The organism is Bacillus sp. RC51, from assembly GCF_044908115.1.
In the GTDB taxonomy this organism is placed as follows: Bacteria; Bacillota; Bacilli; order Bacillales; family Bacillaceae_G; genus Bacillus_A; species Bacillus_A mycoides.
In genome coordinates, this window is the sequence record NZ_JBIYCW010000006.1 from 107,474 (window position 1) to 134,212 (window position 26,739).

The 26,739-nt window shown below is 37.0% G+C and carries 22 protein-coding genes; 19 read left to right on the forward strand and 3 right to left on the reverse strand.

What is annotated here, in order from left to right:
- The first annotated feature begins 34 nt into the window (after positions 1–34).
- Positions 35–967 (forward strand): DHH family phosphoesterase, encoded by a 933-nt coding sequence (locus ABH959_RS14505; protein ID WP_219303655.1) that lies wholly within the window; start codon positions 35–37, stop codon positions 965–967.
- 52 nt (positions 968–1,019) lie between these two features.
- On the opposite strand, the gene ytrI is transcribed toward ABH959_RS14505, so the two are convergent.
- Entirely contained in the window at positions 1,020–1,523 is a 504-nt protein-coding gene (ytrI, locus tag ABH959_RS14510; protein ID WP_002088948.1) for a sporulation membrane protein YtrI, read from the reverse strand.
- Positions 1,520–1,933 carry a YtrH family sporulation protein gene (locus tag ABH959_RS14515; RefSeq protein WP_002015507.1) on the reverse strand — a complete coding sequence of 138 codons (414 nt, stop codon included), beginning with the start codon at positions 1,931–1,933 and terminating at the stop codon, positions 1,520–1,522. Before ABH959_RS14515 ends, ytrI begins: the two co-directional genes overlap by 4 nt.
- Before the next feature lie 42 nt (positions 1,934–1,975).
- Between ABH959_RS14515 and dnaE the strand changes: the two genes are divergently transcribed.
- The 8 genes from dnaE to ABH959_RS14555 all read left to right on the forward strand — a co-directional run bounded on the left by dnaE (position 1,976) and on the right by ABH959_RS14555 (position 12,846).
- Positions 1,976–5,308 (forward strand): DNA polymerase III subunit alpha, encoded by a 3,333-nt coding sequence (gene dnaE / locus ABH959_RS14520; RefSeq protein ID WP_113935717.1) that lies wholly within the window; start codon positions 1,976–1,978, stop codon positions 5,306–5,308.
- A 133-nt stretch (positions 5,309–5,441) separates the two neighbouring features.
- Positions 5,442–6,650, forward strand: coding sequence for an NADP-dependent malic enzyme (ystJ, locus tag ABH959_RS14525; protein WP_161793975.1), 1,209 nt, complete (start codon positions 5,442–5,444; stop codon positions 6,648–6,650).
- A 14-nt stretch (positions 6,651–6,664) separates the two neighbouring features.
- Entirely contained in the window at positions 6,665–7,309 is a 645-nt protein-coding gene (locus ABH959_RS14530; RefSeq protein ID WP_113935716.1) for a FadR/GntR family transcriptional regulator, read from the forward strand.
- 185 nt (positions 7,310–7,494) lie between these two features.
- Positions 7,495–8,364 carry an acetyl-CoA carboxylase, carboxyltransferase subunit beta gene (accD, locus tag ABH959_RS14535; protein WP_002015500.1) on the forward strand — a complete coding sequence of 290 codons (870 nt, stop codon included), beginning with the start codon at positions 7,495–7,497 and terminating at the stop codon, positions 8,362–8,364.
- Positions 8,352–9,326: an acetyl-CoA carboxylase carboxyl transferase subunit alpha gene (gene accA, locus ABH959_RS14540; RefSeq protein ID WP_000818787.1), complete on the forward strand. Its 975-nt coding sequence runs from the start codon at positions 8,352–8,354 to the stop codon at positions 9,324–9,326. The genes accD and accA overlap by 13 nt, the downstream gene beginning before the upstream one ends.
- A gap of 128 nt (positions 9,327–9,454) precedes the next feature.
- Entirely contained in the window at positions 9,455–10,414 is a 960-nt protein-coding gene (gene pfkA, locus ABH959_RS14545; protein WP_000821164.1) for a 6-phosphofructokinase, read from the forward strand.
- A gap of 53 nt (positions 10,415–10,467) precedes the next feature.
- Complete coding sequence (gene pyk, locus ABH959_RS14550; protein ID WP_002088940.1) at positions 10,468–12,225, forward strand: pyruvate kinase; 1,758 nt, start codon at positions 10,468–10,470, stop codon at positions 12,223–12,225.
- Between the two features lie 231 nt (positions 12,226–12,456).
- Complete coding sequence (locus ABH959_RS14555; RefSeq protein ID WP_002088939.1) at positions 12,457–12,846, forward strand: FxsA family protein; 390 nt, start codon at positions 12,457–12,459, stop codon at positions 12,844–12,846.
- A gap of 475 nt (positions 12,847–13,321) precedes the next feature.
- On the opposite strand, the gene ytvI is transcribed toward ABH959_RS14555, so the two are convergent.
- Entirely contained in the window at positions 13,322–14,440 is a 1,119-nt protein-coding gene (ytvI, locus tag ABH959_RS14560; protein WP_002088938.1) for a sporulation integral membrane protein YtvI, read from the reverse strand.
- Positions 14,441–14,860: 420 nt separating this feature from the next.
- On the opposite strand from ytvI, the gene ABH959_RS14565 reads away from it, so the two are divergent.
- The 10 genes from ABH959_RS14565 to mutM all read left to right on the forward strand — a co-directional run bounded on the left by ABH959_RS14565 (position 14,861) and on the right by mutM (position 26,690).
- Positions 14,861–15,322 (forward strand): DUF441 domain-containing protein, encoded by a 462-nt coding sequence (locus tag ABH959_RS14565; RefSeq protein ID WP_002112200.1) that lies wholly within the window; start codon positions 14,861–14,863, stop codon positions 15,320–15,322.
- A 386-nt stretch (positions 15,323–15,708) separates the two neighbouring features.
- Positions 15,709–16,857, forward strand: coding sequence for a citrate synthase (gene citZ, locus ABH959_RS14570; protein ID WP_113935715.1), 1,149 nt, complete (start codon positions 15,709–15,711; stop codon positions 16,855–16,857).
- A gap of 160 nt (positions 16,858–17,017) precedes the next feature.
- Positions 17,018–18,310 carry an NADP-dependent isocitrate dehydrogenase gene (gene icd / locus ABH959_RS14575; RefSeq protein ID WP_002088934.1) on the forward strand — a complete coding sequence of 431 codons (1,293 nt, stop codon included), beginning with the start codon at positions 17,018–17,020 and terminating at the stop codon, positions 18,308–18,310.
- Between the two features lie 19 nt (positions 18,311–18,329).
- Positions 18,330–19,268, forward strand: a complete 939-nt coding sequence (mdh, locus tag ABH959_RS14580; RefSeq protein WP_002034284.1) for a malate dehydrogenase — start codon at positions 18,330–18,332, stop codon at positions 19,266–19,268.
- Positions 19,269–19,483: 215 nt separating this feature from the next.
- Entirely contained in the window at positions 19,484–19,957 is a 474-nt protein-coding gene (locus ABH959_RS14585) for a MaoC/PaaZ C-terminal domain-containing protein (RefSeq protein ID WP_002015489.1), read from the forward strand.
- Between the two features lie 95 nt (positions 19,958–20,052).
- Positions 20,053–20,289 carry a hypothetical protein gene (locus ABH959_RS14590; protein ID WP_012261807.1) on the forward strand — a complete coding sequence of 79 codons (237 nt, stop codon included), beginning with the start codon at positions 20,053–20,055 and terminating at the stop codon, positions 20,287–20,289.
- 164 nt (positions 20,290–20,453) lie between these two features.
- Positions 20,454–21,173, forward strand: a complete 720-nt coding sequence (gene phoP, locus ABH959_RS14595; protein ID WP_002015484.1) for a two-component system response regulator PhoP — start codon at positions 20,454–20,456, stop codon at positions 21,171–21,173.
- Positions 21,166–22,929, forward strand: coding sequence for a sensory box histidine kinase PhoR (phoR, locus tag ABH959_RS14600; RefSeq protein ID WP_002088930.1), 1,764 nt, complete (start codon positions 21,166–21,168; stop codon positions 22,927–22,929). Before phoP ends, phoR begins: the two co-directional genes overlap by 8 nt.
- 284 nt (positions 22,930–23,213) lie before the next feature.
- Positions 23,214–25,847: a DNA polymerase I gene (gene polA, locus ABH959_RS14605; protein WP_002164995.1), complete on the forward strand. Its 2,634-nt coding sequence runs from the start codon at positions 23,214–23,216 to the stop codon at positions 25,845–25,847.
- A 12-nt stretch (positions 25,848–25,859) separates the two neighbouring features.
- Positions 25,860–26,690 carry a DNA-formamidopyrimidine glycosylase gene (mutM, locus tag ABH959_RS14610; protein ID WP_113935713.1) on the forward strand — a complete coding sequence of 277 codons (831 nt, stop codon included), beginning with the start codon at positions 25,860–25,862 and terminating at the stop codon, positions 26,688–26,690.
- Positions 26,691–26,739: the final 49 nt, after the last annotated feature.

A 26,739-nucleotide genomic window follows, 5' to 3' on the forward strand; every position in this document is an offset into this window, starting at 1 on the left:
AATGAAGAAGTTGAATAAAAAGGAGATTATACATATGCATGAGCAAATTTTAGGAGCAATTAAAGAGTTTGATACAATTATTATTCATCGTCATGTACGTCCGGATCCGGATGCGTTAGGTTCTCAGTGCGGACTTGGTACAATTCTGCAAGAATCGTTTCCAGAGAAAAATATTTATATGGTTGGGTACAACGAGCCTTCTTTAGCGTTTTTACGAGTAATGGATGATATTGAAGATAGTGTATATGAAGATGCACTTGTTATCGTATGTGATACTGCGAACCAAGAACGTGTTGACGATCAACGCTATGCAAAAGGGAAGATGCTAATTAAAATTGATCATCATCCGAATGAAGATCCGTACGGAGATATTACGTGGGTAGATACGACATCAAGTTCTACAAGTGAAATGATTTATGAGTTTTACAGTTATGGAAAAGATAAAGGATTACAGATAACGAAAGAAGCAGCTCGTCTTATTTTAGCGGGTATTGTTGGGGATACAGGTCGTTTCTTATTCCCGAATACAACAGCGAAAACACTTCGTTACGTAAGTGAACTCGTTGACATGGATGTAAAATTCACAGATTTATACAATGAAATGTATAAAACGAAAGAAAAAATTGCTCGTTTAAACGGTTATATTTTACAAAACTTTACGATGGTAGAAGAAGGTGCAGCGTACATTAAATTAACGAAAGAGGTACTAGAAGAGTTTGATGTACTTTCTACTGAAGCATCTGGTGTTGTCGGGGCACTTGGTAATATTGATGGATTAAAGGCGTGGGTTCTATTTTTAGAGGAAGATGATGTTATTCGTGTTCGTCTTCGTTCAAAAGGACCAGTTATTAATAAGTTAGCAATGCAATATAATGGCGGAGGACATCCGATGGCTTCTGGTGCAAAAGCATCTTCTTGGGAAGAAGCAGATCGCCTGTTTGCTGATTTACGTGAGCTGTGTAGATAAAAATTGTATGTTGAACGAAAGAGAAGGAGAGGCACTGAAGCCCTCCTTTTTTTTATTTTTCTTTCTCTATATCAATACTAATTTCAAGTACGGTATCAAAAGAGACTGTGTCTACTTTAAAGCGGTATATACGATCGTAATGTTTGTACGTTTTATTTTCGATGACTTTTTTGAGCAGGTCTTTATTTTTTGCGATGCTTTGAATGTTTTTCGTTAAAAGATGCTGGAGATCATTATGGATAGAAGTGGTCATGTTTTCAAGTGTAAGATTGTCTAAATCATATTTTTTTCGATTTATAATTTTTATTTTGATTTCTTGAATTGTTAAGAGCCGTTTATTTTCTGTGTTCAATTTCTCTTGGTCTTCGAGAAGGACGTGGAGTTTTGCTTCTTGTTTTTCGATAATTTCTTTTTGTTCTGCTATTTTACTAGTTTGTTCTTCTTGAAAAACACCGTATATGTACAAAAAAACAAACCAGCTCAAAACTCCTCCAACAGCAGCGCCAGCTAAAACTAAATACCACCTTTTGGCTGTATTGGCACTGGGTACTCTCATACATGTTCCTGTGTAAGCCATTTAATAATAATAAGACCAGTTTGCATACCGCCAGTTGCAAAAAAAATAAGGAGAATTTGTTTTACGATATCTTTCATATCTCCACCAAAGAAGCTTCTTTCAAAGCTATAAAAGGTATCGAACGTTCCGCCAATTGCTGCAACGAGTGCCCAAATTCTTAAATTTTGGGCGAATTGATTAATATAAGTTAGAGTTGGTTTTCCGATGAGAAATGCACCAAATCCGCCTATTAATGAACCACCAAGTATAACTCCAAAGGCAATAAAATAACTAATAATAAGCAGAGAGAAAAAAGTATGTTCTCTTACATCCATCGTCATTCCCCTTTCTTCTTCATATATATGGACAAAGTATGAGAAGTATGTTTTGATTTCCGCTTTCCTCATCACCTATAATAAAAGTAGTCACATAGGTAAAGAGAGGGTACAACAGTGAAGTTTGTGCATTTACAATGTCAAACCGTTTTTAGTTTATTAAAAAGTGCTTGTAAAATTGATGAGCTTGTCATTCGGGCGAAAGAGCTTGGATTTTCATCGCTGGCCATTACAGATGAAAATGTTATGTATGGAGTTATTCCGTTTTATAAAGCATGCAAGAAAAATGGTATACAGCCTATTATCGGCTTAACAGCTTCTATTTTTAGTGAAGAAGAAGAAAGGTCTTATCCACTTGTCTTACTTGCTGAGAATGAAATAGGCTATCAAAACTTATTAAAAATCTCTAGCAGCATTATGACGAAGTCAAAAGAAGGTATCCCGAAGAAGTGGCTTGCTCATTATGCGAAAGGGTTAATTGCAATTTCACCAGGGAAAGATGGAGAGATTGAACAGCTATTATTAGAAGACAAAGAGAGTCAGGCTGAAGAAGTAGCTCATACGTATCAAAATATGTTCAGCAATTTTTATATAAGTTTGCAGCATCATGCAATTCAAGATGAACTGCTTTTACAAGAAAAACTGCCTGAATTTATTAATAAGGTAAACGTTCCAGTCGTTGCAACAAATGATGTTCGCTATATTAATCAAAGTGACGCACTTGTTCATGAATGTTTATTATCTGTTGAAGGCGGAACGAAAATGACTGATCCAGATAGACCGAGAATGAAAACGGATCAGTATTATTTAAAGTCATCGGATGAAATGGGAGCACTATTTTCTCATGCTGAGGAAGCGGTTCAAAATACAATAACAATCGCGGAACGTTGCCAAGTAGAAATTCCTTTCCATGTAAATCAATTACCGAAATTTCCTGTTCCATCTAACGAGACGAATGATACGTATTTGCGCCGTGTTTGTGAAGAAGGCTTGCAGAAACGCTATGGTACGCCGAAAGAAGCGCATATAGGACGTTTGGATCATGAATTAAATGTTATTTCTCGTATGGGATTTAGCGATTATTTCCTCATCGTATGGGACTTTATGAAATATGCACATGAAAATCATATTTTAACTGGGCCAGGCCGTGGATCGGCAGCTGGTTCACTCGTTTCTTACGTATTGGAAATTACAGATATTGATCCGATTGAATATGAATTATTATTTGAAAGGTTTTTAAACCCTGAACGTGTGACACTTCCAGATATTGATATTGATTTTCCAGATATAAGACGTGATGAGATGATTCGATATGTGAAAGATAAATATGGTCAGCTTCGTGTTGCTCAAATTGTAACGTTCGGAACTCTTGCAGCGAAAGCCGCAATTAGAGACATTGCTCGTGTAATGGGGCTCCTTCCAAGAGATATTGACATATTTTCAAAACTTATCCCATCAAAGCTTGGTATAACGTTAAGAGATGCATATGAGGAATCGCAATCGCTCCGTGAGTTTATACAAGGGAATCTGTTACATGAGCGTGTGTTTGAAATTGCAAAACGTGTAGAGGGATTACCGCGTCATACGTCTATTCATGCAGCTGGCGTTATTATGAGCCAAGAACCGTTAACGGGAAGTGTAGCGATTCAAGAAGGGCATAACGATGTTTATGTTACGCAATATCCAGCTGATGCATTAGAAGAACTTGGATTGCTCAAGATGGACTTTTTAGGCTTACGTAATTTAACGTTACTTGAAAATATTATAAAATTTATTGTTGAAAAAACTGGGAAACAAATTGATATAAGAAATTTACCTCTGCAAGATGAAAAGACGTTTCAATTGTTAGGAAGAGGGGATACAACAGGTGTATTCCAGCTTGAATCAGGTGGTATGCGAAATGTACTTCGTGGGTTAAAACCGAATGAATTTGAAGACATAGTCGCTGTTAACTCGTTATACAGACCAGGACCGATGGAACAAATTCCAACCTTTATTGAATCGAAGCATGGGAAAAGACAAATTGAATATTTACATCCGGATTTAAAGCCGATTTTAGAAAGAACATACGGCGTAATTGTATACCAAGAACAAATTATGCAAATCGCATCGAAGTTAGCTGGATTTTCGCTTGGAGAAGCGGATTTGCTGCGCCGTGCAGTGAGTAAAAAGAATCGTGATATTTTAGATCAAGAACGTAAGCATTTTGTTCAAGGTTGTTTGGAAAACGGATACGATGAGACATCTTCAGAACAAATTTATGATTTAATTGTAAGATTTGCGAATTACGGTTTTAACCGAAGTCACGCTGTAGCTTACAGTATGATCGGATATCAGCTTGCATATTTAAAAGCAAATTATACGCTGGAATTTATGACTGCGTTATTATCAAGTGCAATTGGAAATGAAGATAAGATTGTGCAGTATGTACGAGAAACGAAGCGGAAAGGTTTTCACGTTTTACCGCCGTCTCTTCAGAGAAGTGGTTACAACTTCCAAATAGAAGGGAATGCGATTCGATATAGTTTACTTTCGATTCGGAATATCGGGATGGCTACCGTGACGGCATTACTCGAAGAACGAGAGGAAAAAATGTTCGAAGATTTATTTGAGTTTTGTCTTCGTATGCCATCAAAATTTGTAACAGAGCGAAATTTAGAAGCGTTTGTCTGGTCTGGTTGTTTTGACGGTTTTGGTGTTTCGAGGACGACGTTATGGAGAAGTCTTAAAGGAGCGTTGGAGTATGCAAATCTTGCACGTGATTTTGATTTAGGGGATGCTGTTCCGAAATCAAAATACGTACAAGGAGAAGAGCTATCCTTTATTGAACAGTTAAATAAAGAGAAGGAAGCACTCGGTTTTTATTTATCTAGCTATCCGACAGCGCAGTATGCGGAACTAGGAAAAGAATTAGAAATTCCATCTCTTGCTCAGGCGATGCGACATAAGAAAAAAGTACAAAGAGCGATCGTATATATAACAAGTGTGAAAGTTATTCGTACGAAAAAGTTGCAAAAGATGGCGTTTATTACATTCTGTGATCAAAATGATGAAATGGAAGCCGTTATTTTTCCAGAAACGTATATACATTTTTCAGACAGGTTACAAGAAGGTGCAATCGTTTTAGTTGATGGTACGATCGAGCAAAGAAATCATAAGTTGCAATGGATCGTGAATGGACTATATCCGCTAGAAGAAATGGCTGTTTATGAAGGGATGAAAGAAGCGTCTGTTTACGTGAAATTGCCGTCTCAATATGAAAAAAAGCTTGTAAATCAAGTTACGAAAATATTGTTTGATTATTCAGGTTTTACGAAAGTACTAATTTATTATGAAAAGGAACATAAAATGGTACAATTATCTCGAAGTTTATCGATTCATCCAAGTGAAGAATGTCTAGGAGCACTTCGTAAAATTGTCGGTGACGAAAATGTCGTTGTGAAAATATAATGGACAATTTCCCTACACTTCGATTATTATAGTAGTAGTGTTCGTGGTCAGACCACTTGGAGAAATTGATATCAGCAAGCATAATTTGAGGAGAGTGGATAGTTTGTCAACACTTCGTGAAGAAGCACTTCACATGCATAAAGTGCATCAAGGAAAATTAGAAACTGTATCAAAAGTAAAAGTAGAAAATGCAAAAGATTTAAGTCTTGCATATTCTCCAGGGGTTGCAGAGCCTTGTAAAGAAATTTATGACGATAAAAGTAAGGTATATGAATATACAATGAAGGGAAATATGGTAGCAGTTGTGACAGATGGAACGGCTGTACTTGGTCTTGGTAACATTGGACCTGAAGCATCTCTTCCAGTAATGGAAGGTAAAGCTGTATTATTCAAGAGCTTTGCTGGTGTAGATGCATTCCCGATTGCCTTAAATACAAACGATGTAGATAAAATTGTTGAAACTGTAAAATTAATGGAGCCAACTTTTGGCGGTGTAAACTTAGAAGATATCGCAGCGCCAAACTGCTTCGTTATTGAAGAACGTTTGAAAAAAGAGACAAACATTCCAATATTCCATGATGATCAACACGGAACAGCTATCGTAACAGTAGCAGGCCTTGTGAACGCGCTGAAGTTAGTTGGAAAGAAAATGTCTGACATTAAAGTTGTCGCAAATGGTGCAGGTGCAGCAGGTATTGCAATCATTAAACTTTTATATCGCTATGGTGTACGTGACGTTATTATGTGTGACCGTAAAGGTGCAATCTATGAAGGTCGTCCTGTCGGTATGAATCCGGTGAAAGATGAAGTTGCAAAATATACAAATAAGAGTCGTATAGAAGGTTCTTTAGCTGACGTTTTACAAGGTGCGGACGTATTCATTGGTGTATCTGCAGCAGGTGCATTAACTGAAGAGATGGTTCGTACAATGAATGACGATGCAATTATTTTTGCAATGGCGAATCCGGTTCCAGAAATTATGCCAGAATTGGCAAAAGCAGCGGGCGCAGCTGTTGTTGGAACAGGTCGTTCTGACTTCCCGAACCAAGTAAATAATGTACTAGCGTTCCCAGGTATTTTCCGCGGTGCACTTGATGTACATGCGACACAAATTAATGAAGAAATGAAGATGGCAGCTGTACAGGCCATTGCAGAGCTTGTATCAGAGGATGAGTTGAATGCAGATCATATCATTCCAGCACCATTTGACGCGCGTGTAGCGCCTCAAGTAGCGGCTTACGTTGCGAAAGCAGCAATGGAGACAGGAGTAGCTCGCCGTCAAGTAGATCCAAATGAAGTCGCTGAGAAAACAAAACAATTAGCGCTGATTGGTAAAGAATAAGCGAGGAATTTCCATTGACATCATCAAATACAAAAGTATATCTCGAAATTGTAAAAAAAATCCGTTCCATTATGGAAGAGGATTGTTTAGTAGCAGGAGATCGTTTGCCATCTGAGCGTGAGTTAAGTTCACGCTTAAATGTTGGACGTTCCTCTGTAAGAGAAGCATTACGTGCGTTAGAGCTGGTAGGATTAATTGAAACGAGACGTGGTGAGGGAACGTTTATTCGAAACTTTTACGATAACGGTCTTGTACAATTAATTGCTCCGTTCTTGCTGCAAGATGAGAAAACAATTCGTGATTTATTACAAACAAAACGATTGCTTGAGAAAGATATGATTCGACTTGTATGTAATTTACCGAAAGAAACGTTTTCTGAAGTACTAAGTAAATTACACCAAGTGCTTGAAGAAAACGAAAGCTCAATTCCGGTGCTTCATCAAACGTTCTTTAAAACACTTATTGAACAATTCAATAATTATTTACTCTATCGCATTTGGATGATCGTAAATGATTACGTTGCAACTCTTTCTTGTGAAGTTTCAGGAGATTCTATCGAAATGTATAGAAAGCTTTATGCTACTTTGGAAGCGAAACAAGAAAATGATGCGTTAAAAATTTACGATGAATTAGTAGAGAATATACAGTTTCACTCGTAATGTATAAAATTTGTCGAAATGACCATGACACGTTATGACAAACATTCTACCGCATAGCGGTTAAAGTTAAACGTAAAGAGAGAGGTTATTAGACAGATTGAGAAGATAAGGCTAACATCAAACATTGGTGTTAGCCCCATTTTCTTCTTACGCTAACCTTAGCTCTCAATGAAGGGGGTCAAATTGTGCTAAGAGATTTATTCGTGAAAAAGAAAAAGTACGCTGCAATACCTTCAGAACAAGTACGAAAAGATGTACCAGATGGCGTTATGACAAAATGTCCGAAATGTAAAAAAATCATGTATACGAAAGAGCTTCTTAAAAATTTAAAAGTATGCGTGAATTGTGGATATCATCATCCGATGAATGCATGGGAACGCCTTGATAGTATATTGGACGAAGGTTCATTTCGTGAGTATGACAAAGAGATGGTTTCACTAAATCCACTTGAGTTTCCGGGATATGAAGAGAAACTAGAAAACGATCGTAAGAAGACTAAATTGAATGAAGCGGTTGTAACTGGTGAAGGAACAATTGATGACATGCTTGTTGTTGTTGCAGTAATGGATTCTCGTTTTCGAATGGGCAGCATGGGCTCTGTTGTAGGAGAGAAAATTGCCCGTGCGGTTGAAAAGGCATACGACTTACAAGTTCCATTTATTATCTTTACTGCTTCGGGTGGTGCTCGTATGCAAGAAGGGATATTAAGTTTAATGCAAATGGCAAAAACAAGCGTAGCTTTGAAAAAGCATAGTAATGCAGGAGGGTTATTTATTTCTGTTATGACTCACCCAACGACGGGCGGGGTTTCAGCGAGTTTCGCTTCACTTGGTGATTACAATCTTGCAGAGCCAGGTGCACTTATCGGATTTGCTGGTAGACGCGTAATTGAACAAACAGTGCGTGAGAAACTGCCGGAAGATTTCCAAACGGCAGAATTTTTACTAGAGCACGGTCAATTAGATGCGGTGGTGCATCGTGATGATATGAGAGAATCGCTCCGTAAGATTTTAGAAGTTCATCAAGGGGGGGAAATGGCTGTATGGCAGAGCTAGAATTTGAAAAACCAGTTGTTGAGCTAAGAAATAAGATTCGTGAACTGAAAGACTATACGAAAAACAGCCAGATGGACTTCAGTGAGGAGATTCGTATTTTGGAAGACAAGCTAGAAAAACTAGAGGAAGATATATACGGCAATATGAAAGTATGGGACCGTGTTCAAATTGCTCGTCATGCAGAACGACCGACAACGCTCGATTATATTGAGCACTTATTTACTAATTTTTTTGAATGTCATGGAGATCGCCTATTTGGCGACGATGCAGCGATTGTCGGCGGCATTGCGAAATATAAGGGGATGCCCGTAACTGTAATTGGGCACCAACGCGGAAAAGATACGAAAGAAAATATTCGTCGTAATTTTGGGATGCCTCATCCAGAAGGATATCGAAAAGCACTGCGTCTAATGAAACAAGCGGAAAAGTTTAATCGTCCCATTATTTGTTTCATCGATACGAAGGGAGCTTATCCTGGTAAAGCAGCTGAAGAACGTGGACAAAGTGAGGCAATTGCCCGTAATTTATTTGAAATGGCGGGTTTAACTGTACCTGTTATTTGTATCGTTATCGGTGAAGGTGGTAGTGGTGGTGCGTTAGGTCTTGGAGTAGGAGATTACATTCATATGCTGGAAAATTCCACTTATTCTGTTATTACACCAGAGGGTGCGGCGGCGATTCTTTGGAAAGATGCTGGTAAAGCAAAAGAAGCTGCAGAAGCGATGAAAATTACAGCATTAGATTTGAAAGAATTAGGTGTAATTGACGAAATTATTCCAGAGGCAAAAGGCGGAGCACATCGTAATGTTTTGAAACAATCAGAAAATATAGATTTAATGCTTAAGAAAACTTTTGAACAATTAAGCGGAATTTCGAAAGATGAATTAATCGAAAAACGTTATGAAAAATATATGAAAATTGGGCAAGTTTCGTTTTCAAACGCTTCCATTGGGATAAAATAAGAAAAGCGTGCGTTCCTCTTCGCGAATGCACGTTTTTATTATGAAAAGACACATCTTCTCCATTGTGTTTTTGTATTTTTTCGTGTTATTTTATTATAAGGCAAATAATCTTTATGAGGTGAGTACAAATGAAACGTATTGGTGTATTAACAAGTGGTGGAGATTCACCTGGTATGAATGCTGCCATTCGTGCAGTTGTTCGTAAAGCGATTTTCCATGATATTGAAGTATATGGTATTTACCATGGATACGCTGGTTTAATTTCTGGTCATATTGAAAAATTAGAACTTGGTTCTGTTGGCGATATTATCCACCGTGGTGGTACAAAATTATATACAGCAAGATGTCCTGAGTTTAAAGACCCAGAAGTACGACTAAAAGGAATCGAGCAATTAAAGAAACATGGTATTGAAGGACTTGTCGTTATTGGTGGAGATGGTTCGTACCAAGGCGCAAAAAAATTAACTGAGCAAGGATTCCCATGTGTAGGTGTACCAGGTACAATCGACAATGATATCCCTGGAACAGACTTCACAATTGGTTTCGATACAGCTTTAAATACTGTTATTGATGCAATTGATAAAATCCGTGATACAGCTACATCTCATGAACGTACATATGTTATCGAAGTAATGGGACGTCACGCTGGAGATATCGCATTATGGGCTGGTTTAGCTGATGGTGCAGAAACTATCTTAATTCCAGAAGAGAAGTATGACATGGATGATGTTATCGCTCGTCTAAAACGCGGTAGTGAACGTGGTAAAAAGCACAGTATTATCGTTGTAGCTGAAGGTGTTGGAAGTGCAATTGACATCGGTAAGCACATTGAAGAAGCAACAAGCTTTGATACTCGTGTAACTGTATTAGGTCACGTACAACGTGGTGGATCACCAAGTGCACAAGACCGTGTATTAGCTAGTCGTCTTGGCGCAAGAGCAGTTGAATTATTAATTGCTGGTAATGGCGGACGTTGTGTTGGTATTCAAAATAATAAACTTGTTGATCATGACATTATCGAAGCGTTAGCTCAAAAGCATACAATCGATAAAGATATGTATCAATTATCTAAAGAATTATCTATCTAATCGGCTTAATGCCATGTATTTGGGAACGGTTTCATAATTTTCGGAGGTGCAATATGCGTAAAACTAAAATTGTATGTACTATAGGTCCTGCTAGTGAAAGTATTGAGAAATTAGAGCAATTAATGGAAGCGGGTATGAACGTTGCTCGTTTAAACTTCTCTCATGGTAGCCATGAAGAGCATGGAGCTCGTATTAAAAATATTCGTGAAGCTTCAAAGAAAACTGGTAAAACAGTTGGTATCTTACTTGATACAAAAGGTCCAGAAATCCGTACACATGACTTCGTAGACGGACAAGCTGAGCTTGTAACAGGTGCAGAAGTAATTCTTTCTACTGAACAAGTATTAGGAACTGCAGAGAAGTTCTCTGTATCTTATGCTGGTCTTTATGATGATGTTGATCCAGGTTCTCGTATTCTAATCGATGACGGTCTTATCGAACTAGAAGTAATCGAGAAAGCTGACGGAAACATCCGTACAAAAGTATTAAACAGCGGAACTGTAAAAAATAAAAAAGGTGTTAACGTACCAAACGTAAGCATTAAGCTTCCTGGTATCACTGAAAAAGACGTGCAAGATATCGTTTTCGGTATCGAGCAAAAAGTTGATTTCATCGCAGCATCTTTCGTACGTAAAGCATCTGACGTATTAGAAATTCGTGAATTATTAGAAGGGCATAACGCTCAATACATCCAAATTATACCGAAAATCGAAAACCAAGAAGGTATCGACAACATCGATTCAATCTTAGAAGTTTCTGACGGTTTAATGGTTGCTCGTGGTGATATGGGTGTAGAAATTCCACCAGAAGAAGTACCGTTAGTACAAAAACGTCTAATCAAAAAATGTAACGTATTAGGCAAACCAGTTATTACTGCAACACAAATGTTAGATTCTATGCAACGTAACCCACGTCCAACTCGTGCGGAAGCAAGTGACGTAGCAAACGCAATCTTCGATGGCACAGATGCAATCATGCTTTCTGGTGAAACTGCAGCGGGTCAATACCCAGTAGAATCAGTAACAATGATGGCGAACATTGCAGTACGTGTTGAAAAATCATTACAATACGAAGATATGTTCAAAAAACGTATTAAAGAGTTCACTCCAACAATTACAGATGCAATTAGCCAATCTGTTGCGCATACAGCACTTGCTCTTGATGTAGCTGCAATCGTAGCTCCAACAGAAAGTGGACATACTGCGAAAATGATCTCTAAATACCGTCCGAAATCTCCAATCGTAGCTGTAACATCTGACGAGCAAGTAGGACGTCGTCTTGCACTTGTTTGGGGTGTTCAAGCATTTATGTCTGAGAAACGTGCAGCTTCTACTGACGAAATGTTAGATACAGCAATTCAAACAGGTATGGATGCGGGTCTAATCGGACTTGGAGATACTGTAGTAATCACTGCTGGTGTTCCAGTTGCTGAAACTGGTACAACAAACTTAATGAAAATCCACGTTGTTGGTGAAAAAGTTGCTAAAGGGCAAGGGATCGGTCGTAAATCTGCAAAAGGTAAAGTAGTTGTAGCGAAAACAGCTGCTGAAGCTGTAGCGAACGTAAACAAAGGTGATATCCTTGTTACAACAAGCACAGATAAAGATATGATTCCTGCAATTGAAAAAGCTGCTGCTCTAGTTGTAGAAGAAGGCGGTCTAACAAGCCATGCAGCTGTTGTAGGTGTATCAATCGGTATTCCTGTTATCGTTGGTGTAAACGGCGTAACAACAACTTTAAAAAATGGCCAAGAAGTAACAGTTGATGCAGCACGCGGAATTGTTTATAATGGACATGCGGAAGTGCTATAAGAAGTAATACGGAGAGAAGGATCGGAGTCCTTCTCTTTTTTTTACACAAAAAAGGATAGAGATAGCTTTAAATACCTGAAATCGCTTTGAAAAACGTTTATTATAACGTTTAGTGGAAGAGGGTTATTTGTCCTTTATGAAGCTTGTATGGGCGTTTTAAGGGGCTTATAAGGGGTTTTGCAAGGGTGATACTTTCAAACCTTTTAAATGAAATGTGAAGGAGTGCGAGCTATGAAGTGGTTACTGTTCTTACTTATTTTAGTGCCGGCGATTGAGATTACGGTGTTAATAGGGTCGAGTCATGTAATAGGTTTATGGTCTACGTTCGCTATGATTGTATTTACGGGTATTGTGGGTGTATATTTGGCGAAACGACAAGGGTTTAAAGTACTTAGAGAGATTCAATTTAGGTTAAATAGAGGAGAAATGCCGGGTGATGCGGTTCTAGATGGTATTTTTATATTCGTAGGAGGTATTCTTTTAGTACTGCCTGGATATGTGACGGATATAATAGGTTTTATCTTTGTTGTTCCTATAACGAGGGCTTTATTGAAGCCGGCTGTTATGAAGTGGATTGATTGGAAATTTAGAAAGAGAACTACTATTATTGTTCAGAAATAACGCGTAGATTATAGCGATCTACGCGTTATTTTTTTATTTGCTATTTATAGTCAATTGTTAGCTTCCTGCTCGGGTTGGATTTTTGTTAGTTATTAAGCGATAGGATGCAGAGGGTTCTTGTGAATGAAAAGTGTTACATTAGGATGATGTTTTTTGCTTGTAATAAGATTCGACTAGTGAGCAGAAGTTAGACAGGAGAAGAAAAATTACTGATTAAAGGGTTCACCTGCCTTATTTTGTATATTTATTCATTTACATAAAAAGTAATAAATGTAAGTAATAATTATGAAATATATAGAATAAAAATGTATTTTTCCCCTAAAATATGCGTTTCCATGCAAAAAAATAAGAGGATTATCCTTTTTTAGGAAATTCTCTTATAGATGTAGGTAGTACAAAAAAAGTACAGTGAATAATCAGTGGGAATTTCCCACTGATTACAGTTGATTTTTTATTGTGTATGAATTAGGAAATATTATTTTGATGGTGAACCCTTAATGAATTTCCATAAGTCGTGGAATACATGAGCTTTGTGTAATGTATTAAGTAGTACTAATATGACTGGACCGATGATTAATCCTAAAAAACCAAAGAGCTTAAAGCCGACAAATAGAGCGATGAGTGTCGCTAATGGATCTAGTCCAATATTAGATGAAAGTACTTTTGGCTCCATGATTTGTCTTTGGACAATCACGACGATGTATAGGATGAGAAGACCGATGGCGAATGCAGTATCGCCTGTGAAAAATACGTATATAACCCAAGGAACGAAGACGGCTCCAGTTCCTAAATACGGGAGTAAATCTACAACCCCTGTAATAATCGCGATAGTAATTGCGTATGGCACGCGTAATATTAAAAGGCCGATTAGTACAATGATAGTTGTCATAGATACGAGTGTAAGTTGCGCTTTAACAAAACCAAACAAAGCTTTTCTTAAATCGACAAAAATAGTTTTTCCGTATCCATGCACACGATTAGGTAGAAGTTTTCTTACTTTATGAGCAAGACGGTGCCAATCGTAACTAATGAAGAAGGTGGCTAATAAGACGAAGACAAGGACAGTTAAAGTTGTTGGTAATGCACTAATGAAATTTGTTAACCCACTTATAATGGCGGTTAAAAGTTCTTTCATTTGTGTCGTTGCTTCGGTGCCTAAGTTTTGAATGTTTTGTGTAATAGTGTATCGCTGTGGTTCTCCGAGATGATTAAATTTAGAGATTAAATCATCATAGAGAGGCATAATATGGTTAAGTGCAAATTGTTGGGCGAATGCAACGATATCTGGAAACTTTACTGTAACAATTTGTAGTAAGTACGTTGTGGCAGATATTGCTTCAGTTACAAGGTATGTAACAAGTCCAACGATAGCTCCGAATACGAGAATTAAGCTAACGAGTACCGCTAATGCGCGAGGGAATTGTAGTTTTTGATTAAGGAAATTGACGACAGGATTAATCAAATAAGCGAATGCAAAAGCGATAATAAAAGGGTAGATAAGGCCTGACATGTACAGCAATGCATAGAACCCAACTACCGTTGCTACAATGACAAATATGAGTCGTAATATCATATATAGTAAGTTTCGGTTCAAAGATGTATACCTCCCATTCCAATTTGGATTATCCTAATTCGTTCAACTTATAACTAGTGAGATTCACTGATCAAAGTTTCACTTTATGTTATAGTGGAATGATGGATTTTTCCTGCTTTTTCAGTATATGAGTGACCGGAAAAGCTTGGTGTTGATGCTTCTACTATATGGTAAAAACTTCATTTTCTCTTCTTTTTATTTTACCTGTTTCTTAATAGAAAAGAAAGGAGAGACGACCGTTTTTAAAAATGTATACATGCTTAAATTTTTGATGGTTAGAGTTTCAGTTTGTCATTTTAAAATATGAAAAAAATGAAGTGGTTATTGTTGCATATACATCGATATAGCATGTATAACGATAGGTTTAAAGGTATTTTTGTTTGGAAGTGAGTTCATTATTTTCAGAAAGGAAGTGTAATCATGATTAGTCAGTCAACGTTATTTTTATTCATACTACTTATTATAGGACTAATTGCTAAAAACCAATCGCTTACTGTAGCTGTTGGAGTGTTATTTTTATTGAAGTTTACGTTTTTAGGAGATAAAGTCTTTCCTTATCTACAAACGAAAGGGATTAACCTTGGTGTAACAGTCATTACAATAGCGGTGCTCGTACCGATTGCGACAGGGGAAATAGGCTTTAAACAACTCGGAGAAGCAGCGAAATCGTATTATGCATGGATTGCTTTAGCCTCAGGTGTGGCGGTCGCTTTGTTAGCGAAAGGCGGCGTACAATTATTGACGACGGACCCACATATTACAACCGCACTTGTTTTTGGGACAATTATAGCTGTAGCTTTATTTAATGGAGTTGCTGTAGGTCCATTAATTGGGGCTGGAATTGCCTATGCAGTTATGAGTATTATACAGATGTTTAAATGAGGAATTTTATAGTAATATAAAATTTTTGAATTCTTTCTGTTCACAAAAGTCAGATAATTGTTTATAATAGGATTAGAAACTTTGAAAAGTTACATAACAGCAGAGAATTTACACCAGATAAAATAAAAACAACATAAAACAATTTTATAATGATATTGTTTTATGTTGTTTTTATCATAAACTCTTCGGAATTCATTTTCCTCACTAACTTGTTGTTCTGAGCGTGAGGATTCGGGGAGACATTCACGCTCATGCTTTCCATGTAAGCAATGGACAATAAGAGGGGAACATCGCAATAAATTTGCATGAACGTGCATTTTGCTTGCCTAAAGAGTGAACGAGCGTTCATAATTTATAAGGGGAGCAAATAGATATAAGGAGCAAGGTTGGGAGAATTTTCAGGAAAAGGAGAGAATGTCATGACTGTTATTCGAGGTTTAGAAGGGGTAGTAGCAACAACATCATCTGTGAGCTCTATTATTGATGATACATTAACTTATGTTGGGTATAATATTGATGATTTAGCTGAGAATGCTACGTTCGAAGAAGTAGTGTACTTATTATGGCACCGCAAGCTTCCTAACGAAAAAGAACTAGCGGAATTTAGTGGAACAGTATCTGAATACTATAAAGTACCAGGTGAGATTTTAACATATTTGAAACAAGTAGATTTAAAAATCGCGCACCCAATGTCGGTTTTACGAACTGCGATTTCCATGCTATCATTATATGATGAGAGCGCTGAAATAATGGATGAAAAGTCTAATTATTTGAAAGCGGTTAAATTACAGGCTCAAGTCGGAACTTTAATTGCGGCTTATGCAAGAATTCGCAAAGGTTTAGATGTTGTTGAGCCAAGAAAAGATCTATCATTAGCTGCAAACTTCTTGTACATGTTAAATGATCGTGAGCCAAATGAAGTTGAAATTGAGGCTTTTGATAAGGCGCTTGTACTTCATGCCGATCATGAGTTAAACGCTTCTACATTTACTGCACGTGTTTGCGTAGCTACACTTTCAGATGTGTATTCTGGTATTACAGCAGCAATCGGTGCATTAAAAGGTCCTCTTCACGGCGGGGCAAATGAAAATGTAATGAAGATGTTAACTGAAATTGGCGAAGAAGAAAATGTAGAATCATATATTCATAATGCTCTTCAAAATAAAGTGAAAATTATGGGATTTGGTCATCGCGTATATGAGCATGGTGATCCACGCGCGAAACACTTACGCGAAATGTCTAAGAGATTATGCGTGCTTTTAGGAGAAGACAAATGGTATAATATGTCTATCAAAATTGAAGACATTGTAACAAAAGAAAAAGGTCTTCCACCAAATGTTGATTTCTATTCAGCTTCTGTATACCATTGTTTAGGAATTGACCATGACTTATTTACACCTATCTTTGCAATTAGCCGTATGTCAGGCTGGTTAGCTCATATTCTAGAACAATATGAAAACAACCGTTTAATCCGTCCGCGTGCTGATTATGATGGACCGACACATCAAGTGTACGTTCCGCTAGCGCAACGATAAGCGAAAAACACTATTTTGATAGTGAAAATACGCTTTCAAAAGTCTGATTTTTTTGGGAAGATGTAATGATTAGAATATTTAAATTTGACTAACGGTTTGAACTGAGGGGTTATTCCCTCAGTTTCATACATATGAAATTTCAAACATGGGGGTTATCACATTGACAACAGGTGAAAAAATTACTGTAACTAATGGTGTTATGAATGTACCAAACAATCCGATTATTCCATTTATCGAAGGAGATGGAATTGGTCCTGATATTTGGGCTGCAGCATCTCGCGTAATAGAAGCAGCAGTTGAAAAAGCTTATGATGGTGAGAAGAAAATCGTTTGGAAAGAAGTGCTTGCAGGGGAAAAAGCATTCAACCAAACAGGCGAGTGGTTACCAGAAGAGACTTTAAATTTAATTCGTGAATATTTAATCGCAATTAAAGGTCCACTTACAACTCCAGTTGGCGGTGGTATTCGTTCTCTAAACGTAGCGCTTCGTCAAGAATTAGATTTATATGTATGTCTACGTCCAGTTCGTTATTTTGAAGGTGTTCCTTCACCTGTAAAACGTCCGGAAGATACTGATATGGTTATTTTCCGTGAAAATACAGAAGACATTTACGCTGGAATTGAATATGCACAAGGTTCTCCAGAAGCAGAAAAAGTTCTTGCTTTCTTAAAAGAAGCAATGGGTGTTAATAAAATCCGCTTCCCAGAAACATCAGGGATTGGTATTAAACCAATTTCAGAGGAAGGGACAAAGCGTCTTGTTCGCGCTGCAATTCAATATGCAATTAACGAAAAACGCTCTTCTGTTACATTAGTTCATAAAGGAAACATTATGAAATTTACAGAAGGTGCTTTCAAAAACTGGGGTTACGAAGTAGCGGAACAAGAATTCGGCGACAAAGTATTTACTTGGGCTGAATATGATCGCATTGTTGAAAAAGATGGAAAAGATGCAGCGAATAAAGCGATGGCAGACGCAGAAGTGGCTGGGAAAATTATCGTAAAAGATTCTATTGCAGATATCTTCTTACAACAAATTTTAACTCGTCCACGTGAGTTTGATGTTGTTGCAACAATGAACTTAAACGGAGACTACATCTCTGATGCACTTGCTGCACAAGTAGGTGGAATTGGTATTGCACCTGGTGCAAACATTAACTATGTGACTGGACATGCTATCTTTGAAGCTACACATGGTACAGCTCCAAAATATGCAGGTTTAGATAAAGTAAACCCATCTTCAGTTCTTCTTTCTGGTGTATTATTATTAGAGCACTTAGGATGGAACGAAGCTGCGAATTTAGTAACTGATTCAGTTGAGAAAACAATTGAATCAAAAGTAGTAACTTATGATTTCGCACGCTTAATGGAAGGTGCAACAGAAGTGAAATGTTCTGAGTTCGCTAATGAACTTATTAAAAACATGGATGTAGCGATAATCAAAAACGCATAATTAAAGCGGGGGGTAAATTATGACAATCAAACGCAAGAAAGTTTCAGTCATCGGTGCAGGATTTACAGGAGCAACAACAGCATTCTTATTAGCACAAAAAGAACTTGCAGATGTTGTATTAGTGGACATTCCACAGCTGGAAAATCCAACAAAAGGGAAAGCGTTAGATATGTTAGAAGCGAGCCCAGTACAAGGTTTTGATGCTAACATTATTGGTACATCTGATTACGCAGATACTGCTGATTCTGACGTTGTCGTTATTACAGCAGGTATTGCGCGTAAGCCTGGTATGAGCCGTGATGACTTAGTAGCAACAAACTCTAAAATTATGAAAAGTATTACGCGCGACATTGCAAAACATTCACCAAATGCGATTATTCTTGTATTAACAAATCCAGTTGATGCAATGACATATTCTGTATTTAAAGAAGCAGGATTCCCGAAAGAGCGCGTTATCGGTCAATCGGGCGTATTAGATACAGCTCGTTTCCGTACATTTATTTCACAAGAGTTAAACCTTTCTGTGAAAGACATTACAGGATTTGTTCTTGGTGGACATGGTGACGATATGGTACCTCTTGTACGCTATTCCTATGCAGGTGGCATTCCGTTAGAAACATTAATTCCAAAAGAGCGTTTAGAAGCAATCGTAGAACGTACACGTAAAGGTGGCGGTGAGATTGTAGGCTTATTAGGAAACGGTAGTGCATATTACGCACCAGCTGCTTCTTTAGTTGAAATGACAGAAGCAATCTTAAAAGATCAACGCCGTGTATTACCGGCTATTGCGTACCTTGAAGGTGAATATGGTTATAGTGACCTTTACTTAGGGGTACCAGTAATTCTAGGTGGTAACGGAATTGAAAAAATTATTGAATTAGAACTTCTTGCAGATGAGAAAGAAGCGTTAGATCGCTCTGTAGAATCTGTACGTAACGTTATGAAAGTTCTTGTTTAAAATTAAATATAAGTGGAAAAAGATTCGGGGCCCCGAATCTTTTTCTACTATATATTGAAATGTTTTTTTGAAATAATATGAAAACGCTATCATTTGGTGTATCCTATAATGAAACTATAGACTTATACTATACATTGCCCTCATCACAGTAAATTTCGGATAAGGTATCGCTTTTAGTAGGATAATAAGGTGAAAAAATCGGAGGGGGTTGTAACATGTTAAAGAAAAAAGTTCAAATTGGTCGTAGAATGGATGAAATTACAGTAGGAGAGAAATTATCTATCACTGAAAAAATTGAGGATAAAGATTTGTTATTGTACTTAGGGTTAACGAATGATGCCAATCCATTATATATTCAGCATGATTACGCATCCCAAACTCCGTATGAAAAGCCGATTGTCCCAAGCATTATGCTAACAGGACTGATTACAACGGCGGTTACGAAATATTTACCAGGTCCAGGTAGTCATATTACTAGGAAGGACCTTACGTTCGTGAAACATGTTCACCATTATGAAACGTTACAAATCCACTTTGAAGTTGTGGCTGTTTCAGAGGAGGAACATACAATTGATATGCTTGTATTTGCTCATGATGAAAAAGGAGAAACTGTTGTAAAAGGTTCATTAACAGTAACACCACCTTTTAAATCTGTTTCCATTATGGAAAAAGCATTAGATAACTTTTAAAAAATGAAAGTTAGAATGATATAAAAGTAGCGTTAGTCATATTCTTATTAAGGGTATGCTAGCGCTACTTTTTGTTTGGAAAGGGTGATATAACTGTGAAATGGGAGAGGGAAGACATTATTTTTGAAACGATAAGAGAAGCTGAAGTATGGGCCGATTCAATCGCGAATGAAATGTACGGGAAAGTATTTGATGGATATGAAACACCAGATTATAAAATAGCGTATGCTCTTTCGTTTTTCCTAGCGCAAAATCGAGAGTTTATAGTTCATACGGAAGAAGAGTTTAAAAAAGATAGATTCATCTATAAAGTTTGGATAGCGACCGGATAGAGGGAATGAAGTTACGATTGCTTTTATTTTCCGAAACTCTAGTACAAACGAGCTCCATGAATAGACAATTATATTGAGGGAGACCTTGTTTTCTAGTATGATGAGAATAACGGGGAAAATACTAGGATGAAGAAGGTTTCAAGTCTATAACTTGGAGGAAAAGAATGAACAATCGTATTTTAGTAGTTGATGATGAGGAATTTATCTTAACTTTAATTGAATTTAATTTACAACAAGCTGGGTTTGAAGTTATTACAGCAATGGATGGAGAAATGGCGCTTCAAAAAGCGACTACAGAACGCCCAGATTTAATTATATTAGATTTAATGCTTCCAAAAATGGATGGTATGGAAGTTTGTAAAGAATTACGATTGCAGCGTATTATGACGCCGATTTTAATGTTAACAGCAAAAGATGATGAATTTGATAAGGTGCTAGGTCTTGAGCTTGGGGCTGATGATTATATGACGAAGCCATTTAGTCCAAGGGAAGTTGTTGCTCGTGTGAAGGCGATTTTGCGCCGTACGAAATTACAGCAGGAAGAACAAGTTTCAGAATCGCCAGATGAAGAGAGCATCAAAATTGCAGAGCTTAAAATTTTACCGGAGTTTTATGAAGCGTACTTCCAAGGAAGGAAACTGGAATTAACACCGAAAGAATTTGAGTTACTTGTTTATCTTGCGAAAAATAAAAGTCGTGTATTAACTCGTGACCAATTATTAAGTGCTGTATGGAATTATGATTTTGCCGGTGATACAAGAATTGTTGATGTCCATATTAGCCATTTGCGCGATAAAATTGAACAAAATACGAAAAAACCGACGTACATTAAAACGATACGTGGTTTAGGTTATAAATTAGAGGAGCCAAAAGTGGATGAATAAGTTTCGTTCCAGGCTTCTTTTTACATTTGTTTCTCTTATCGTTTTTATTTTAGTTGGACTAGGTGTATTATTAGAAACTGTATTTGAAAACTACTATATAGATCATGCTAAAGAGAGAATGATAAAAGAGACACAGTATGTTGCGGTATTAGCAGAAGAGCAGGGGTTTGATGCTGTTTTAAAAAAGCCTTATGTATTTGAAAAGTTAGAAGAAAAAATACCAGCTTCTATTATATTTGTTGATGAAAAAAAGAAAGTTCAATATAGCGGAGGGCAACCATCTGCATTTAGTCAAGAGATGATTAAAGAACTTTCTTCCGAAACAGCAAAGAAAGAAAATAAAGTCATTACGAAAGAAACAGATCAAAAGAATGAATTTTATCATGCTGTGTTCGTCCAGGATGTAGAAGGGAAACAAGGATACATTTTGGTGAAAAGTACAATTGATACTTTGAGGGACGTTCACCAAAAAACGTGGGGATTATTAATTATCGGATTTGTCATTGCTTGTCTTGTAGTTGTATTCCTAGGTGTCAAAATTACAGGACAATATATTAGGCCGATTGAATCAGTTACGAAAGTTGCGATTGAATTAGCGAAGGGTAATTATAAAGCGCGTGCATATGAAAGTCATTCGGATGAAACAGGAATGCTGAGTAAAGCAATTAATATTTTAGCTCGTAATTTACAAGAGATGACACTCGAACAAGAAATGCAACAAGATCGTTTGCACACATTAATTGAAAATATGGGAAGTGGAATGATTTTAATTGATAGCCGTGGTTATATAAACCTTGTAAACCGTTCTTATAAGGAGACTTTCCACGTAACAGATGAAGAATATTTAGACCGTTTATATTATGAATCATTTCACCATACGGAAATTATTGAGCTTGTGGAAGAAATTTTTATGACAGAAGTGAAAGTGCGTAAACAAATGTTATTGCCACTTAGTATTGAGCGAAAGCATTTCGAAGTATATGGAGCGCCAATTATTGGGACGAACCATGAGTGGAAAGGGATTGTTCTCGTATTCCATGACATTACTGAGCTGAAGAAATTAGAACAAATAAGAAAAGACTTTTTAGCGAATGTTTCTCATGAACTAAAGACACCGATTACTTCTATTAAAGGTTTTTCAGAAACACTCTTGGACGGAGCGATGGATAATAAAAAATTCTGCGAACATTTCTTACATATCATTTTAAAAGAAAGTGAGCGCATGCAAGGATTAATTGAAGATTTATTAGATTTGTCAAAAATCGAGCAGCAAGGGTTTAGATTAAATATGGGTACGGTTGATATGAAGGGGATTCTTGAAGACATTCACATGGTGCTTGATAATAAAGCGGGTGAAAAAGAAATCTCTTTACAAGTGAATGGATTGAAACGAGTTTCCGTTATTGGAGATCCAGGCCGCTTGAAACAAATCTTTATTAATTTAATTAATAACGCGATTGTATATACACCGGCTGGAGGCGTTGTTTCTGTTGAATTGGCAGAAGATAAATATAATGCTTATATAAAAGTATCTGATACTGGAATTGGTATTAGTAAAGAGGAAATTCCACGTATTTTTGAACGCTTTTACCGAGTGGATAAAGCAAGAAGTAGAAATACGGGTGGAACGGGTCTTGGTTTATCAATTGTAAAACATTTAGTTGAAGCGCACCAAGGTACGATTACGGTGGATAGTGAGGTTGGGGAAGGAACAACATTTACAGTTGTTTTACCAAAATCAGCTACTGAAAAATAGGATGAAGGATATTTACAATATATTAACAATGGCTTAATTAAATATTAATAAAGCTCTGTTAATATAATATATGAAAACCCCTTCATCCAAGGAGTAATTTTGGACGAGAGTAGTTATGCTATTCTCGTCACTTCCCTTTATGCCAATGTAAGTCTGTTTATATATGATAGAAAAAAACCGTTATTTTTCTTCTCTCTATTAGTCATGTTAATATAGAGAGAGGACAGGAACGGTTTTTTTCTGTGGGAAAAATCGTTTCAAATATGTATGGGGAGGTTTGTAGTTTGGAAAAAAAAGTCGTATTAGTAGATGGTAATAATATCGCGTATCGTGCTTTCTTTGCACTACCGCTTTTAAATAACGACAAAGGTATACATACGAACGCAATTTATGGTTTTACAATGATGTTAATGAGGATACTAGAGGAAGAAAAACCGACGCATATGCTTGTGGCGTTTGATGCGGGGAAAACAACATTCCGTCATAAAACGTATAGTGATTACAAGGGAGGGCGTCAAAAGACTCCACCTGAGTTATCAGAGCAATTCCCGTTTATTCGTGAGGTGCTTGATGCATTCAATGTACCGCGTTATGAGCTGGAAAATTATGAAGCGGATGACATTATGGGAACGTTAGCGAAAGAAGCGAGTGAGCAAGGGTTTCATGTTAAAGTTATTTCAGGAGATAAAGATTTACTGCAACTTGTTTCAGATAATACACTCGTATGTATTCCTCGCAAAGGGATTACGGAAGTAGATGAATATACGAAAGAAGCTTTATTTGAGAAATATAGCTTATCACCAAAGCAAATTATCGATATGAAAGGTTTAATGGGAGACCAATCGGATAACATTCCAGGTGTACCAGGTGTTGGTGAGAAGACCGCCATTAAATTATTAACGCAATTTGAAACGGTAGAAGCAGTATATGAAAACTTAGATCAAGTGAGTGGAAAGAAATTAAAAGAAAAGTTAGAAGCGAATAAAGAACAAGCTCTTATGAGTAAAGAACTTGCGACTATTATTACAGACGCACCGATTACTGTGCATGTAGATGATATGGAATATAAAGGGTATGAACCAAGCGATTTGATTCCAATGTTCGAGAATTTAGGATTTACATCCCTTTTAAATAAGTTAGGTGTTACGCCGGAGGAAACGGCTCCAGCTGAATTAGATGATATTACATTTGATATTGTAGAAGAAGTTACAGAAGAAATGCTTCAGCAAGATAGTGCGCTTATTGTTGAAGTGCAAGAAGATAATTATCATAAAGCCGATATTCAAGGTTTTGGTATTCAAAATGAAAATGGTTGTTACTTCATTCCGGCCGATGTTGCTCTTAAATCGGATGCTTTTAAAGAGTGGCTTGCAAATGGAGAAATGAGAAAACATACATTTGATGCGAAGCGTGCTATCGTTGCTCTCAAGTGGAAAGGTGTAGATATTCAAGGGATTGACTTTGATTTATTAATCGCTGCTTATTTACTTGATCCAGCTGATACGGATAAAGATTTCCGTACTGTAGCGAAAATGAAAGAAACGCATGCCGTAAAATCGGATGAAGAAGTTTACGGAAAAGGTGCGAAGCGTGCTGTTCCGGAGCTAGAGGTAGTAGCGGAGCATGTAGCTCGTAAAGTGCATGTATTATATGATGTAAAGCAAACGTTCTTAGAAGAATTAAAAAAGAACGAGCAATATGAATTATTTACGGAATTAGAATTACCACTTGCACGTGTATTAGCTGATATGGAAGTGAAAGGTGTAAAAGTTGATACGGAGCGTCTTCGTAATATGGGAGAAGAACTTGCAGGTAGATTAAAGGAAATGGAACAGGAAATTTATAAGCTTGCGGGAACAGAATTTAATATTAATTCACCGAAGCAACTTGGGGTTATTCTGTTTGAGAATTTAAACTTACCAGTTATTAAAAAGACGAAAACAGGTTATTCTACATCGGCGGATGTATTAGATAAACTTATGGATCGTCATGAAATTATTCCGAATATTTTACATTACCGTCAATTAGGAAAGCTAAATTCAACTTACATTGAAGGTTTATTGAAAGTTGTACATGAAGATTCATCTAAAATCCATACTCGTTTTAATCAAGTATTAACGCAAACAGGTCGATTAAGTTCAACAGACCCGAACTTACAAAATATCCCGATTCGATTAGAAGAAGGAAGAAAGATTCGTCAGGCATTCGTTCCATCAGAAGAAGGATGGATCATGTACGCGGCTGATTATTCACAAATCGAACTTCGTGTGCTTGCTCATATTGCAAATGATCCAGGATTAGTTGAAGCGTTCCAACATGACATGGATATTCATACGAAAACAGCTATGGATGTATTTGGTGTTGGGAAAGATGAAGTAACATCTAACATGAGACGACAAGCAAAAGCTGTTAACTTCGGAATTGTGTATGGTATTAGTGATTATGGTCTTTCGCAAAACTTAGGAATTACAAGAAAAGCAGCAGCGGAATTTATTGAAAAGTATTTAGAAAGTTTCCCTGGTGTACAAGAATACATGGATGAAATCGTAAAAGACGCGAAACAAAAAGGATATGTGGTTACATTATTAAATCGTCGCCGTTATATTCCGGAAATTACGAGTCGTAATTTCAATTTACGTAGCTTTGCTGAGCGTACAGCTATGAATACACCAATTCAAGGTAGTGCGGCTGATATTATTAAAAAAGCGATGATTATTATGGCAGATCGTCTAGAAGAAGAAGGATTACAAGCACGTCTTCTTCTGCAAGTACACGATGAATTGATATTTGAAGCACCAAAAGAAGAAATTGAAAAATTAGAGAAGCTTGTACCTGAAGTAATGGAGCATGCAATTGAACTAGCCGTTCCATTGAAAGTTGATTATTCTTACGGTCCAACTTGGTACGATGCGAAATAAGGACGTGATGAAATGCCGGAATTACCAGAGGTTGAAAACGTTAGACGGACGCTTGAAAATCTTGTAACAGGAAAAACGATTGAAGATGTCGTTATTACTTATCCCAAAATAGTAAAACGACCGGATGATGCAGAAATTTTTAAAGAAATGCTAAGAGGCGAGACAATTGAAAATATAAAGCGAAGAGGAAAGTTTTTGCTTTTATATGTAACGAATTATGTCATTGTTTCACATTTGCGCATGGAAGGTAAGTTTTTACTTCATCAAGAGGATGAGCCGATTGATAAACATACGCACGTCCGTTTCTTATTTACAGATGGAACTGAATTACATTATAAAGATGTGAGAAAATTTGGTACGATGCATCTCTTTAAGAAAGGTGAAGAGTTGAATCAAATGCCTCTTGCTGACTTAGGCCCGGAGCCATTTGATGCTGAATTAACACCGCAGTATTTACAAGAAAGATTGCAAAAAACAAATCGAAAAATAAAAGTCGTATTATTAGATCAGCGTCTTTTAGTAGGGCTTGGAAATATATATGTAGATGAAGTGTTATTCCGTTCTCAAATTCACCCAGAACGAGAAGCTGCATCTTTAACAGAAGAAGAAATAGAAAGAATTTACGAGGCGATTGTTACAACGCTGGGTGAAGCTGTTAAGCGAGGCGGAAGTACAATTAGAACGTATATTAATTCACAAGGACAAATTGGTTCGTTCCAGGAACTTCTAAATGTATATGGGAAAAAAGGAGAACCGTGTGTGACTTGCGGTACGCTATTAGAAAAAACAGTTGTTGGCGGAAGGGGAACACATTACTGCCCAATTTGCCAACCTAGAACATAGAAAAGGGATAACATCGGATAGGCATTTGTCATATACATAGAGCAGAGCT